The sequence below is a fragment of the Salinicola acroporae genome (assembly GCF_003206615.1).
Taxonomy (GTDB): Bacteria; Pseudomonadota; Gammaproteobacteria; order Pseudomonadales; family Halomonadaceae; genus Salinicola; species Salinicola acroporae.
On record NZ_PZJW01000008.1, the window covers coordinates 79,570 to 92,756 of the forward strand.

A 13,187-nucleotide genomic window follows, 5' to 3' on the forward strand; every position below is an offset into this window, starting at 1 on the left:
CCCTCATCAGTTGGCGGTGGATGATTTGGTGGTGAACGGCGCATCGGACAGTGCGGCAATCGTCGCCTGCACCTGCGCGCAGAATGCCCGGACCCGCGACGGATCCTTGATCCCCTTGCCCGACTCGACGCCGCCGGAGACATCGACCGCATAGGGTCGCACCTGCAGGATGGCCGCGGCGACATTGTCGGGGGTCAGGCCACCGGCGAGGATCACGGGTTTCGCCAGCGAGTCGGGGATGCGCTGCCAGTCGAAGGTTTCTCCCGTACCGCCGGGGACGCCCGGGCGAAACGCATCGAGAAGCAGCGCACCGGCTCCCGCATAGGTCTCGGCCGCCGCCACGAGATCGATCTCGTCGCGCATCCGGATCGCCTTGATCCAGGGCTTGTCGAACCGCGCGCAGAAATCGGCAGGCTCGTCGCCATGGAACTGTAGCAGGTCGAGATAGGGTAGACACGCCTCGACATCGGCAACGCTCGGATCGACGAACAGACCGACCCGGGTCACGAACGGTGACACCGTGGCACTCAGCGTCGCGAGTCTATCGACATCGATGGCGCGAGCACTGCCCGCCCACATCACGAAACCCAGGGCGTCGGCCCCGCAAGCGATGGCGACCCGAATGTCCTCGGCCCGGGTCAGACCGCAGATCTTGACTCTGGCCTGATTGATCTCCGTACTCATGGCGAGACCTCCTCACCGGCTTCTATCGCGGCCTGGGGATGCTGGTCGACCACCCGGCCCTGATCGTCGATCCATTTCGGCCATACCCGACGCCGGCGCATCAGCGGCGTATCCGGGATCATGTCCCGCTCGCCGGTCCAGTCACCGAGAAACGCCATCAGGCTCGGCCCCACCGGCTCCTCGGGCAACGCGAAGCGTTCGTCGAAACGGACATCGACGAAATGCAGCCCGCAGGCGGGTGCGGTGACATTACCCAGCTTGCGATCCTTCAGTGCCAACAGCCTGGCGGGATAGGTCTCATCCTCGTCCCCCCGGCCGACCGCCACCAGCACGCCGGCGATGTTGCGGATCATGTGATGCAAGAAGGCGTTGGCCTGCACATCGATCATGACCAGCGGCCCCAGGCGGCGTACCTCGATGAAATGGAGGTGGCGCACCGGCACCTTCGATTGGCAGCCGGCGGCCCGGTAGCTGGAGAAGTCATGTTCGCCGACCAGAGCTTGAGCGGCGCGATGCATGCGCCCGGCATCCAGCGGCTCCCGGCACCATGTCACGTTGTTCCGTTCCATGACCGGGCGCGTCGGCTGATTGAGAATGAGGTAGCGATAGCGGCGGGCCAGCGCCGAGAAGCGGGCATGGAAGTCGTCGGCGACCGGCATCAGCCAGCGCACCGCGATATCCCGCGGCAACTGCGCGTTGGCGCCGAACAGCCAGGCCTTCTGGGTGCGCGCGACCGGCGCATCGAAGTGAACGATCTGGCGTGTGGCGTGGACGCCACTGTCGGTGCGCCCGCTGCAGAGCACGCGCACCGGCGCGGCGGCGATCTTGCTCAACGCCGTCTCGAGCGCGCCCTGCACCGATGGAGCCTGGCGCAGGCGTTGCCAGCCGCAGTAATGCGTACCGTCGTACTCGACGCCAAGGGCCAGACGGCCCGTCAGCGGCTGGTTGTCGTCCTGCCGGGAGAAAAACGCCATCGAAACCTGTGCAGCCGAAAGTCGTTAGGGGCGCCCATTATCCCGATGCGACGACCGGAATTCCACCTCCTCGACGTCCTGATCGGCGGGAACTTCGCGGCGGCGGCCAATAGCCTCCTCGCCCAGGATCCTCGACGCGACGCCGGCACCATCGGAATGCCTTGGCGTCCCACTCGCGGGGTCATCGATCCTGATGCCGAATTCGCCGTCGTCGAACGACTCCGCGCACGATCCGCGCTCCGGCCCGGCCATGACCCCCAGCGACTGTTCCGTGGGCTCCAGCGAGAGTGTCGAGAAGTCGACGACAGGCCTGGCCACAGAGGAGGACGTGGCTTTTTCTGGCGGTTCCGTCGCCAACTCCAGCGTCGGCGCTTCGTACTCGATGCGGGCGACGAGCGACAACCCCTCCGAAGCGTCGGCAGCCACGCTCAAGTCATCCTCGAACAGCGTCGCCACGCCATCGCGCCGCGCTCCCTCGGCTCCGGCATCCCCCAACGGGGACCGACGGGGAGTGGCATCGATATCGAAACGCGCGTCCCTGCTTCGGGATGAGGCCGCTGGGGAAGTCGCCATGTCGTCGATCCCCCCCGAAACCGGAACCCCGGAGACGGCGTGCGGAGCCTGGGACTCGAACAGCGCATCGACGTCGTCCACGTCCGCCTGCCACCCGGCTTCCTCCTCCCCCACGATGCCGTCGCCTGTCGCCTCCTGCCAGCTCTCCTCGACGTAGCGGGCGCGATAGTCGTCGACCAGGGCCTGACCTGCTCGTCGCTGCTGTGGCGTGGCGTCCTCGCCAAAACCGGATAGCGCCAATTCCAGCGCATCCATATCCCGGAGCTCGCCCAGCGCTCTCAGCAGGCCCAGCCGAAGCTGGGCGTCCTCCCGCTCTGCGAGTCGCTGACGCAGCCAATCACGCGCCTCGGCGTAGCGACCGTAGGCCATGTAGATGTCCGCCTGGCTGATCGAAGCGGAGTCGAGATCCAGGTCGGCACCCGCCGCGCGCCGAAGCGGGGAGGCCCTCGCGGCGCTGTTCGCACCGGTTTCCGTCGTCTCGTCCGGCGAGGGCTCGTCGGCGACCGGCAGCGCCTCGCCCCTGGCCCGACGCCGCCGCTGAAAGCCCCACAGCGCCAGCAGCACGACCACCAATCCGCCACCGACCCAGTCCAGGTGATCCAGCAGCGACCCTCTCGCCGGGGTCGTCGGAGTCGGCGTGGTCGAAGCGCGAGCGGCGCTCGGGGCAGACACGGCCAAGGTCGCTGCGCCGGCATCGGAAACGCTCGTGCCCGCAGCCACCGGCGCTACCGCTATCGCCGCCGTATCGCCCACGACATTGCCCCCGCCGGCGGGAGCCTGATCCGCAGGGGAGCGTTCGGGAGCGGAGTCGTCATCGTGGTCCATCGTTGCCGACGGAGCACCGACCGCGGGCGCCGCCGCGAGGGTCTCAAGCAGTTCGTCGCGCTCGGCGCTCAAGGCATCGATTGTGGTCCGTTGCCGTTCGGATTCGGCGGTCAACTCGGCCAGGCGCTGCTCCAGCGAGGCGAGCGGCGAGATTTCCGTGCTGCCAGCTCGATCGGAAGCGGCCCTCACCCCCGGTGTATCGACGACCGGACGGCCCTCGCTGACCTGTTCCGTCAGCGTCCGCAACCGAGCCACGGCGTCTTCACGGGACAATCCGGTCACGGCATCGACCGCAGGAACCTGCAGATCGGCCCCGGCCCGTAGACGGCCGATATTGCCATCGATGAATGCCGCGGGATTGGCTTGAAAGAGGCTCACCATCAACGCCTGACGACTGATGCCGGCGCGAGGTAGTAGCGAGGCCGCCAGGCCGGACAGCGAGTCGCCCGGCTGCACCTGCAGATGGTCAGGCCAGGCCCGGGGCGCATTTGTCGCTGCCCGCACCGGCGGTGGTGCCGGTGCGGGCATTGCCCTCGCTGGCCGTGCTCCCGCCGAGGCATCAGCGTCCAGCAGCGGCTTCGAACTGGCATAGTCGACGGGATCGAACAGTAACGACACGCCCCGTTGCCACTGCCCCTCCGGCCAGGTCACCACCAGCAACAGGTCGAGGTAAGGTTCCCGCACCCGCTTCGGGCTGTCGAGCACCAGCGTCAACCCGCCACCCTGACGCATGACCCTGGCCGACACGGTGTCAGCCAGGGCAGTGCGAGCCAGCCCCGCCTGGCGATAGGCCGCGGCGTCGGCCACGGCGACCGAGATTCGCGATGCATCCAGCCCCTTCGCATCACTCAGGGGCAGCACCACATGCAGCGGACGATTGAGCGACGACACCTGCTGCGGATCGCCAACGCCGAGTGCATGGGACGCCGAAGCCAGAGCCAGACAGAGTCCGCCGGCCATCATTGTGAGCCATTGCCGCATGGTGTCCTCGCCAACGCATTGGAGTGAATCTCGAATCACTCATCGGCACAGGCTCAGTAAACTTTACCCCTTCGTTAACAGTCGGATAACAAAAGCCCCGCCAACGAACGTTGGCGGGGCTCGACCGCGCAGCGATATCGCGACCGCAAACTGCCTTCAGGCTTGCTCGCGCAAAATCTTCAGCATGCGCTTGAGTGGCTCGGCTGCGCCCCACAGTAGCTGGTCGCCGACGCTGAACGCGGTCAGGTACTCGCCCCCCATGGCCAGCTTGCGCAGCCGACCCACCGGGACGGTGAGCGTGCCGCTGACAGCAGCCGGCGTCAGTTGCGCCAGCGTGGCCTCCTTCTCGTTGGGAACGACCTTGACCCAGTCGTTATGCTTGGCCAGGCGATCCTCGATCTCGTCGATCGGCACGTCCTGCTTGAGCTTGATGGTGAACGCCTGACTGTGGGAGCGCATTGCGCCGATCCGCACGCAGAGGCCGTCGATGGGAATCGGGTTGTTGCCGGTGGCAAGAATCTTGTTGGTTTCGACGCCCCCCTTCCACTCTTCCTTGCTCTGACCGTTCTCCATCGCCTTGTCGATCCACGGCAACAGGCTGCCGGCCAGCGGCGCGCCGAAGTTGTCGATCGGGAATTCGCTCCCGCGCATGGCGGCAGTGACATCGCGGTCGATGTCGAGGATGGCACTGGAGGGCGTGGCGAGATCACGGGCCACGGCAGACTGCAGCGCGCCCATCTGCGACAGCAGCTCGCGCATGTGCTTGGCGCCGGAACCCGAGGCCGCCTGATAGGTCATGGAAGTCATCCACTCGACCATGCCGGCTTCGAACAGCCCCCCGAGGCCCATCAGCATCAGGCTGACGGTACAGTTGCCGCCGACGAAGGTTTTGGCGCCCTTGGCGAGTTGGGCATCGATCACGTGTCGGTTGACCGGATCGAGCACGATGGACGACTCTTCCGCCATGCGCAGCGTGCTGGCCGCGTCGATCCAGTAGCCTTTCCAGCCGGCCTGGCGCAGCGGCTGGTAGACCGCGCCGGTATAGTCGCCCCCCTGACAGGTGACGATCACGTCCATTGCCTTGAGCGACTCGATATCGTTGGCGTCCTTCAACGCCGGCACGTCGATGCCGATATCGGGCCCGGCCTGGCCGGCCTGGGAGGTGGAGAAGAAGACCGGCTCGAGACCGGCGAAATCGTTGTCATCCAGCATGCGCTGCATCAGCACGGAACCGACCATACCGCGCCAGCCGACGAATCCGACTTTCAACATAGATTGGTTACCCCGAAGCTGTTGGAAAAGTGGCGTCTGCGTGGCCACGCGGACCACCGGACACTTTTCATGATCATGAATGCGACACGACGACTCATTCGAGTCGTCGTATCATGTCGATCTTGAATGCGCATTATAGCGCATTGGCGCCAGCTATCCGCGCTCAAGCATCGGCGAAAGCCGCCAGTACCGCATCCCCCATCTCGCTGGTGGAAACCTGACGCGTGCCCGGATAGGCGATGTCGGCGGTCCGCAGGCCCTGATCGAGAACGCTGCCGACCGCCCGCTCGATGCGCTCGGCCAGGGCCGGCTCACCCAACGAATAGCGCAACATCATCGCCACCGACAGGATCGTCGCCAGCGGGTTGGCCAGCCCCTGACAGGCGATATCCGGCGCGCTGCCGTGGCACGGTTCGTACATGCCCTGCTGATGCTCATTGAGCGACGCCGACGGCAGCATGCCGATGGAGCCGGTCAGCATCGCCGCGGCGTCCGACAGGATATCGCCGAACATGTTGCCGGTGACCACCACGTCAAATTGCTTGGGCGCGCGCACCAACTGCATGGCGGCATTGTCGACGTACATATGCGACAGCTCGACGTCCGGGTACTCGGGCGCCAGCCGGTTCATCACCTCGCGCCACAGGATGGTGACCTCGAGCACGTTGGCCTTGTCCACCGAGCAGAGCTTCTTGCCACGCTTCTGCGCCATCTCGAAGGCGACTCGGCCGATCCGCTCGATCTCGGACTCCGAGTAGACGTAGGTGTTGAACCCGACTCGCTCGCCGTCACGCTCCTCGATGCCCCGCGGCTGGCCGAAGTAGATCCCTCCGGTCAGCTCGCGCACGATCATGATGTCGAGCCCGGAGACCACTTCCGGCTTCAGCGTCGACGCCTCGGCCAGTTGCGGGTAGAGCAGCGCCGGGCGCAGGTTACCGAACAGGTTGAGATGCTTGCGCAACCCCAGCAGCCCCTTCTCCGGGCGTCTGCTCAGGTCCTCGAGCGTGTCCCACTTCGGCCCGCCCACGGCGCCGAGCAGGATCGCATCCGCCGCCTTGGCCTTGGCCAGCGTCGACTCGGGAAGCGGGTGCCCTTCGGCGTCGTAGCCGGCACCGCCGACCAGCGCCTCTTCCAGCTCGGCATCCAGCCCGGCTTCGCGGCAGGCGTTCAGAATCTTGACCGCCTCGGCAGTGATTTCCGGGCCGATGCCGTCACCGGGAAGAACCAGAATCTTCTTGCTCATGCATTGTCCTCAAACATGTTCCTTGGTCGCCCACAACACCAGCATGTCGGTCGTGAAGGAGCCATCCTCGCCGATCTCGAAGGCGTCTCGCACTTCCCTTCCGACCTGACTCTGCAGGTGGCGGATCGCATCGCGCATGACGTCAGGCGTGCGCATGCGTGCGATCCAGGTCTCGAAATCCAGCCGCAGGCGCTGGCGCGAGCTGGCAGTCACCACCAGCCCTGCCTCACCCACCATTTTCGCCCATTCGCTAGGCGCATAATCCCGCACATGACTGGTATCACGCAGCATCTCGACCGTCTGCAGGAAGCTGTCGAACAGCGGCTGCTCGGAGGCGGCTACGTCGATGAATACCGCCAAGCCGCCCGGCTTCAGGACCCGCCTCGCTTCCCGCAGCGCCAGCCCCACGTCGCGCCAGTGATGGGCGGAGAAACGGCTGCATACCACGTCGAAACTGACAGCGGCGAACGGCAGCGCTTCGGCGACCCCCTGGGCCGTGCGGATGTTGCCGAAGCCACGCTCGCCGGCCGCCTCACTCACGACCGCGAGCATCCGCGGCGACAGGTCGTAGGCGACGACCTCGGACGCCAGCTCGGCCAACTGGAAACCGACGTGGCCGGCGCCACAGCCCAGATCCAGCACTCGGGGAGCATCGAGCTCGCCGACCCGCTCGCGAAGCTGGATGAACTCCTGGCCCTGGGCATGCACGCTGCTGCTCAGATAGGCCGCTGCCTGGGCGCCGAACTGGCGTTCGACGACGGCGCCATGATCGGTGCTGCCGGGGGCCTCAGGCATCGCGAAACAGCCACGGGCGTGCGGCGCGATGACGGCGCTCGAAATCATGGATCGCCCCGGACTGCTCGAGGGTCAGGCCAATATCGTCGAGCCCTTCCAGCAGGCAGTGCTTGCGAAACGGGTCGACCTCGAAGGTGATCGTCTCGCCGCCCGGCGTGGTCAGTTGCTGGCGTTCGAGATCGACGTCGAGGCGATAGCCTTCACTCGCTTCGGTCTCCTGGAACAGGCGCTCGACCGTCTCCTCGTCCAGGGTGATCAGCAGGATGCCGTTCTTGAACGAGTTGTTGTAGAAGATATCGGCGAAGCTCGGCGCGATCACCGCTCGGAAACCAAAATCGTCCAGTGCCCAGGGCGCGTGTTCGCGCGAACTGCCGCAGCCGAAATTGCGCCGGGCCAGCAACACCTGCGCACCGCGATAGCGCGACTGGTTGAGCACGAAGTCTGGATTGAGCGGCCGGCTCGACGCATCCTGGCCGGGGTAGCCCTCGTCGAGGTAGCGCAGTTCGTCGAACAGGTTGGGGCCGAAGCCGGTGCGCTTGATCGACTTCAGGAACTGCTTGGGAATGATCAGGTCGGTATCGACGTTGGCTCGATCGAGCGGCGCGACCAGACCCTGCAGGCGTTCGAACTTCTTCATGCGCTCATCTCCCGTGCGTTGCCCCGGTCGTAGTCGTATTCGCGGACATCGACGAAATGGCCTTCGATAGCCGCGGCCGCCGCCATTGCCGGGCTGACCAGATGGGTCCGGCCGCCATAACCCTGGCGCCCTTCAAAGTTGCGGTTGGAGGTCGAGGCGCAGCGCTCGCCAGCGCCGAGCTTGTCGGCGTTCATCGCCAGGCACATCGAACAGCCCGGCTCGCGCCACTCGAACCCTGCCTCGACGAAGATCTTGTCGAGCCCTTCCGCCTCGGCCAGGCGCTTCACCAGGCCGGAGCCCGGCACCACCATGGCCAACTGGATGTTGTCGGCGACCTTGCGTCCTTTCGCCACCTTGGCGGCCTCGCGCAGATCCTCGATCCGCGAGTTGGTGCAGGAGCCGATGAACACCTTGTCGAGCTGGATATCGGTGATCTTCTGGCCGGCGCTGAGTCCCATGTACTCCAGCGCACGGGTCATGCCCTGGGTGACGGTTTCGTCGGCGGCGCCGGCGGGGTCGGGCACCTCGGCGGAAACGTTGACGACCATTTCCGGGCTGGTCCCCCAGGTCACCTGCGGTTCGATCTCGGCAGCGTCGAGCTCGACGATCTTGTCGAAATGCGCGCCATCGTCAGAGACCAGGTCGCGCCAGGCCTCGACGGCCGCCGACCACTGCTCGGTCGAGGGCGCATAGGGCCGCCCTTTCAGGTAATCGATGGTGTGGTCGTCCACCGCCACCAGGCCGACGCGGGCGCCGGCTTCGATCGCCATGTTGCAGATCGTCATGCGACCTTCCATGGACAGCTCGCGAATCGCGCTGCCGGCGAACTCGATGGCATAACCGGTGCCGCCGGCGGTGCCGATACGGCCGATGATCGCCAGCACGATATCCTTGGCGGTGACGCCGAGCCCCAGCTTGCCCTCGACCCGCACCTGCATGTTCTTCATCTTCTGCGCGATCAGGCACTGGGTCGCCAGCACGTGCTCCACCTCGGAGGTGCCGATGCCGTGGGAGAGCGCGGCGAAGGCGCCGTGGGTAGCGGTGTGGGAGTCGCCACAGACCACGGTCATGCCCGGCAGCGTGGCGCCCTGCTCCGGCCCGACCACGTGGACGATGCCCTGGCGCTCGTCATTGATGCGAAACTCCTCGATGTCGAAGCTCTCGCAGTTGGCATCCAGGGTTTCGACCTGAATCCGCGAGACATCGTCGAGGATCCCGGCATTGCCGGCGCTACGCTCCTTGAGCGTGGTCGGCACGTTGTGATCGGGAGTCGCCAGGTTGGCGTCGCGGCGCCACGGCTTGCGACCGGCCAGCCGCAGCCCTTCGAACGCCTGGGGCGAGGTGACTTCGTGCAGCAGGTGACGATCGATGTAGATCAGCGCGGAACCGTCGTCGCGCTGGGTGACCAGGTGCTGGGCCCACAATTTGTCGTAGAGCGTCTGGCTTGCCATTGGGGTTATCTCCTCCGTCACGCTGTCTGACGCAGCTTGAGTGACGTGATGCCTGCGAATCGCAGCGCTTCGCTTCGACGCTGCAACTGATTGAAGCGTCAAGATACGGCCAGCACATGCATAAAATCAATTCATCTTGATTATGCTTTGCATTCCATAACAGAATTCATGAAATCATTGCCAGGAACCCGATGCCATGGACACGCAGAGCCTGCAGGCCTTTATCGCGGTCGCCGACACGGCATCGTTCTCGCTGGCCGGCGAGCAGTTGCACCTCACCCAGCCAGCGATCAGCAAACGCATCGCCGCACTGGAATATCAGACCGGAGCCAAACTGTTCGATCGCATCAATCGGCGGGTCAGCCTGACCGAAGCCGGCCGCCTGCTACTGCCACGCGCTCGCCAGATCCTGCAACTGGTCGAGGACAGCCGCCGCACCTTGAGCAACCTGAGCGGCAGCGTCGAGGGCAGCCTGACGCTGGCGACCAGCCACCATGTCGGCCTTCACCGGCTGCCGCCGGTGCTCAAGGCCTTCACCCAGCGCTATCCCGATGTCGATCTGGACCTGCGCTTTCTCGACTCCGAGCAGGCCTATCATGGCGTGATCGCCGGCGAGATCGAGTTGGCCGTGGTGACGCTCTCCCCCCAGCCCTACCCGCAGGTAGAGTCGGTACCGGTCTGGATCGATCAGCTGCGATTCCTCGCCGCGCCCGACCACCCGCTGACCGCGAGAGACTCGCTCTCGCTCGCCGATCTCGTCGATTACCCGGCGGTCCTGCCCGGCCCTCTCACCTTTACCCGCGATATCGTGATCAACTCCTTCACCCAGGCGGCGCTTTCCATCGACGTGGCGCTGTCCACCAACTATCTCGAAACGCTCAAGATGATGGCGAGCATCGGCCTGGGCTGGAGCGTACTGCCGGAAAGCCTGATCGACGACGACATCGCGGAGCTGCCGGTGGATCACCCGCCGATCGTGCGTCGCCTCGGCTATCTGGTTCATCGCGAACGCACGCTCTCCAATGCCGGTCGCGCGATGATCGCCGAACTCGAGACGGTCAGGGCGGCCGAAGCCTCCCGAAGCGGCTACGCTTAGCCCCGCTGCAGGATCTGTTGCACGGCCACGCTCGATCGGTTCGGGTTCGAAGCGGAGTCATTCGAGACGCCCTCGTTCGAGAGGCGCCAATCCAGAAAGGAAGGAGTTGTCGCGCATGGCGCAGGACCATGGGGACGGATCACGGGAATCGACGACACGGGAAGCGCGTTCCGAGGACACATTGCGCCTGGGCCTGGTCCCGGCACCGGAGCTGCCGGAGCGGGTCGCCGGCCAGATCGCCGACGAGCTGTCCGACCTGCTCGGGCGCCACACCGATGATCGTCATCGGTGGCGGGTGGAGTGCGTCACCGACGCACTGGTCGGGGCCGAGGACTCGGCGGACAACGTCATCGACCAGGCAGAGCGGATCAAGCGTGACCACGGCTGGCACTACGTGGTCTGCATTACCGACCTGCCGCTCTTCCGCGATGGCCGCCTGACACTGGCGGAAGCCAGCGAGAATCTGGGCGTGGCGATCATCTCGCAGCCCGCGCTGGGCATTTCGCCGCTCAGGCGGCGGTTGCGCGAGGCGATCCTGCATCTGGTCAACGAGATGCATCACGGCAGCGATGGTGAAGAGCGCGAGCGCCAGCAACGACATCTCGAGCAGCGACGAGAGGCCCGAGAACGGAGCGGGATTCGCAATCGCAATTCACGCGAGCTGATGGCTTGGCGGCTCTCCGAGCGATTGGTTCCGATACGGCGGGTCACGCCGTCCGATGAGCGCGAAAAGCATATCGATGTGCGCTTCTTCAGCGCCGGCAAGTGGCGGGGATACGCCAAACTGCTCGGCGGCATGGTGCGGGCCAATCGCCCCTGGACCATCCTGCCCGCCTTCCGCCGTATCGTCGCGGTAGCCTTCGCCACCGGCGCCTACGGCCTGATCTTTCCGTCGCTGTGGAAACTCAGCGCCGCCTACGAGCTCTACCGTTTCGTGATTCTGATGATCGCCGCCATGGCAGCGATGGTGACCTGGCTGATACTCGATCACGGCCTGTGGGAACCCAGGCGATACAGCGGATCGAACCGCCTGACGAGCTTCTACAATCTGACCACGGTGCTGACGCTGACGGCGGGCGTTGCCTGCTATTACGTCATCCTGTTCGCGCTGTTTCTGGCGGCGGTGATCCTGTTCGTCCCTGCCGATCTACTGGAGACGACAGTTGGCCAGTCGATCAACTGGCTCAACTTTCCCGCCTTGGCCTGGCTCGCCGCCTCGGTGGCCACCGTCGCCGGCGCCCTGGGATCGAGTCTGGAGAGCGACGAAACGATCCGCAGCGCGACCTACGGCTATCGCCAGCAGCTTCGCCAGCGCAAGGTCAAGGAGCGCCAGCAGCAGGCACAGGAGGAGCGCCAAGGCGGCGCGAACAAGGGCGGCGCAGAGATACGCGGCACGGACAAGGAAAGTGACAACGGAAATGGTGGAAATGAGGACTACGAGAATGGCGTTGGCGCAGCCGAGGATCGCAAGGCAGGCCGTGGCGAGCCCCCTGGCGACGAGTGATCGCCGCCAGGGTCGAGGCCTTCGCCGAGTCTAGCGCTGGCCCAGACGCGGGGTGGCTACCCGCACATCGCCGTTCTGCCCCCGGTGGCGCAGCAGGTGATCGATCAGCGTCAGCGCCATCATCGCCTCGGCGATCGGCGTGGCGCGAATGCCGACGCAGGGATCGTGACGGCCCTTGGTGACCACCTCCACCGGCTCGCCGTGCACGTCGATGGAACGCCCCGGCCGGGTGATGCTGGAGGTCGGCTTCAGCGCCAGATGCGCGACGATCGGCTGGCCGCTGGAGATCCCACCGAGCACGCCACCGGCATGGTTGGAGAGAAAGCCCTCAGGCGTCATCTCGTCGCGATGTTCGCTCCCGCGTTGCGCCACGACACCGAAGCCGTCGCCGATCTCGACGCCCTTCACCGCGTTGATGCCCATCAGGGCGTGGGCGAGGTCGGCATCCAGCCGGTCGAAGACCGGTTCGCCCAGCCCCACCGGAACGCCCTCGGCAACCACGGTGATTCTCGCGCCGACCGAATCCTGGTCGCGGCGCAGCTGATCCATGTAGGCCTCGAGTTCCGGGAGCCTGGCCGGATCGGGACAGAAGAACGGGTTGTCGTCCACCCCCTCCCAGCTCTTGAAGTCGAGCTCGATCGGTCCGAGCTGGCTCATGTAGCCGCGCACCCGGATGCCCTGCTGCGCCAGCCAGGCCTTGGCGATGGCACCCGCGGCCACCCGCATCGCGGTCTCGCGAGCGCTGGAGCGTCCGCCGCCCCGATAGTCGCGGACGCCGTACTTGTGGTGGTAGGTGTAGTCGGCGTGCGCCGGCCGGAATTGCTCGGCGATCTTGGAATAGTCCTTGGAGCGCTGGTCGGTGTTCTCGATCAACAGCCCGATCGGCGTGCCGGTGGTTCTGCCCTCGAAGACCCCGGAGAGGATTCTCACCTGGTCGGGCTCCCGGCGCTGGGTGGTATGACGCGAGGAGCCGGGGCGACGGCGATCCAGGTCGACCTGAAGGTCCGTTTCGCCGATCTGGAGTCCCGGCGGGCAGCCATCGACGATGGCGCCCAGCGCGGGGCCGTGACTCTCACCGAATGTGGTGACGGTGAACAGTTTGCCGAAGGTGTTGCCGGACATGCACGATCCTCAGAAAAGGGTAAAAGCTCG

11 protein-coding genes are annotated in these 13,187 nt (G+C 65.7%); 2 read left to right on the forward strand and 9 right to left on the reverse strand.

The window, feature by feature from the left end; translation table 11 throughout:
* Positions 1-6 precede the first annotated feature (6 nt).
* From DOM54_RS14310 to leuC, 8 genes are all read right to left on the reverse strand, one after another.
* The gene (locus DOM54_RS14310; RefSeq protein WP_110716991.1) at positions 7-684 is read right to left on the reverse strand and encodes a phosphoribosylanthranilate isomerase; all 678 of its coding nucleotides are present in this window, start codon (positions 682-684) and stop codon (positions 7-9) included.
* Positions 681-1,658 carry a tRNA pseudouridine(38-40) synthase TruA gene (gene truA, locus DOM54_RS14315; RefSeq protein ID WP_110716992.1) on the reverse strand — a complete coding sequence of 326 codons (978 nt, stop codon included), beginning with the start codon at positions 1,656-1,658 and terminating at the stop codon, positions 681-683. Before truA ends, DOM54_RS14310 begins: the two co-directional genes overlap by 4 nt.
* 24 nt (positions 1,659-1,682) lie before the next feature.
* Positions 1,683-4,037: a FimV/HubP family polar landmark protein gene (locus DOM54_RS14320; RefSeq protein ID WP_110716993.1), complete on the reverse strand. Its 2,355-nt coding sequence runs from the start codon at positions 4,035-4,037 to the stop codon at positions 1,683-1,685.
* A gap of 156 nt (positions 4,038-4,193) precedes the next feature.
* Positions 4,194-5,309 carry an aspartate-semialdehyde dehydrogenase gene (asd, locus tag DOM54_RS14325; protein WP_110716994.1) on the reverse strand — a complete coding sequence of 372 codons (1,116 nt, stop codon included), beginning with the start codon at positions 5,307-5,309 and terminating at the stop codon, positions 4,194-4,196.
* Positions 5,310-5,472: 163 nt separating this feature from the next.
* On the reverse strand, positions 5,473-6,552 hold the full coding sequence (leuB, locus tag DOM54_RS14330) for a 3-isopropylmalate dehydrogenase (RefSeq protein WP_110716995.1): 1,080 nt from the start codon (positions 6,550-6,552) through the stop codon (positions 5,473-5,475).
* 9 nt (positions 6,553-6,561) lie between these two features.
* A complete protein-coding gene (locus DOM54_RS14335; RefSeq protein WP_240613915.1) occupies positions 6,562-7,395 on the reverse strand; it encodes a class I SAM-dependent methyltransferase in 834 nt (277 codons plus the stop codon).
* Positions 7,340-7,984, reverse strand: a complete 645-nt coding sequence (gene leuD / locus DOM54_RS14340; protein WP_110716996.1) for a 3-isopropylmalate dehydratase small subunit — start codon at positions 7,982-7,984, stop codon at positions 7,340-7,342. The genes DOM54_RS14335 and leuD overlap by 56 nt, the downstream gene beginning before the upstream one ends.
* Positions 7,981-9,435 (reverse strand): 3-isopropylmalate dehydratase large subunit, encoded by a 1,455-nt coding sequence (gene leuC, locus DOM54_RS14345; RefSeq protein WP_110716997.1) that lies wholly within the window; start codon positions 9,433-9,435, stop codon positions 7,981-7,983. Before leuC ends, leuD begins: the two co-directional genes overlap by 4 nt.
* Positions 9,436-9,631: 196 nt before the next feature.
* On the opposite strand from leuC, the gene DOM54_RS14350 reads away from it, so the two are divergent.
* On the forward strand, positions 9,632-10,531 hold the full coding sequence (locus tag DOM54_RS14350; RefSeq protein WP_110716998.1) for a LysR family transcriptional regulator: 900 nt from the start codon (positions 9,632-9,634) through the stop codon (positions 10,529-10,531).
* A gap of 115 nt (positions 10,532-10,646) precedes the next feature.
* Positions 10,647-12,035 carry an MFS transporter gene (locus DOM54_RS14355; protein WP_110716999.1) on the forward strand — a complete coding sequence of 463 codons (1,389 nt, stop codon included), beginning with the start codon at positions 10,647-10,649 and terminating at the stop codon, positions 12,033-12,035.
* Positions 12,036-12,065: 30 nt separating this feature from the next.
* Here DOM54_RS14355 and aroC read toward each other — a convergent pair whose 3' ends face one another.
* On the reverse strand, positions 12,066-13,157 hold the full coding sequence (gene aroC, locus DOM54_RS14360; RefSeq protein WP_110717000.1) for a chorismate synthase: 1,092 nt from the start codon (positions 13,155-13,157) through the stop codon (positions 12,066-12,068).
* Between the last annotated feature and the right edge of the window lie 30 nt (positions 13,158-13,187).

Excerpts from the sequence above, each read along its gene's own strand:
- DOM54_RS14310 (WP_110716991.1), bottom strand. The coding sequence starts at position 684 with ATGAGTACGGAGATCAATCAGGCCAGAGTCAAGATCTGCGGTCTGACC.
- truA (WP_110716992.1), bottom strand. The coding sequence starts at position 1,658 with ATGGCGTTTTTCTCCCGGCAGGACGACAACCAGCCGCTGACGGGCCGT.
- DOM54_RS14320 (WP_110716993.1), bottom strand. The coding sequence starts at position 4,037 with ATGCGGCAATGGCTCACAATGATGGCCGGCGGACTCTGTCTGGCTCTG.
- asd (WP_110716994.1), bottom strand. The coding sequence starts at position 5,309 with ATGTTGAAAGTCGGATTCGTCGGCTGGCGCGGTATGGTCGGTTCCGTG.
- leuB (WP_110716995.1), bottom strand. The coding sequence starts at position 6,552 with ATGAGCAAGAAGATTCTGGTTCTTCCCGGTGACGGCATCGGCCCGGAA.
- DOM54_RS14335 (WP_240613915.1), bottom strand. The coding sequence starts at position 7,395 with ATGATTTCGAGCGCCGTCATCGCGCCGCACGCCCGTGGCTGTTTCGCG.
- leuD (WP_110716996.1), bottom strand. The coding sequence starts at position 7,984 with ATGAAGAAGTTCGAACGCCTGCAGGGTCTGGTCGCGCCGCTCGATCGA.
- leuC (WP_110716997.1), bottom strand. The coding sequence starts at position 9,435 with ATGGCAAGCCAGACGCTCTACGACAAATTGTGGGCCCAGCACCTGGTC.
- DOM54_RS14350 (WP_110716998.1), top strand. The coding sequence starts at position 9,632 with ATGGACACGCAGAGCCTGCAGGCCTTTATCGCGGTCGCCGACACGGCA.
- DOM54_RS14355 (WP_110716999.1), top strand. The coding sequence starts at position 10,647 with ATGGCGCAGGACCATGGGGACGGATCACGGGAATCGACGACACGGGAA.
- aroC (WP_110717000.1), bottom strand. The coding sequence starts at position 13,157 with ATGTCCGGCAACACCTTCGGCAAACTGTTCACCGTCACCACATTCGGT.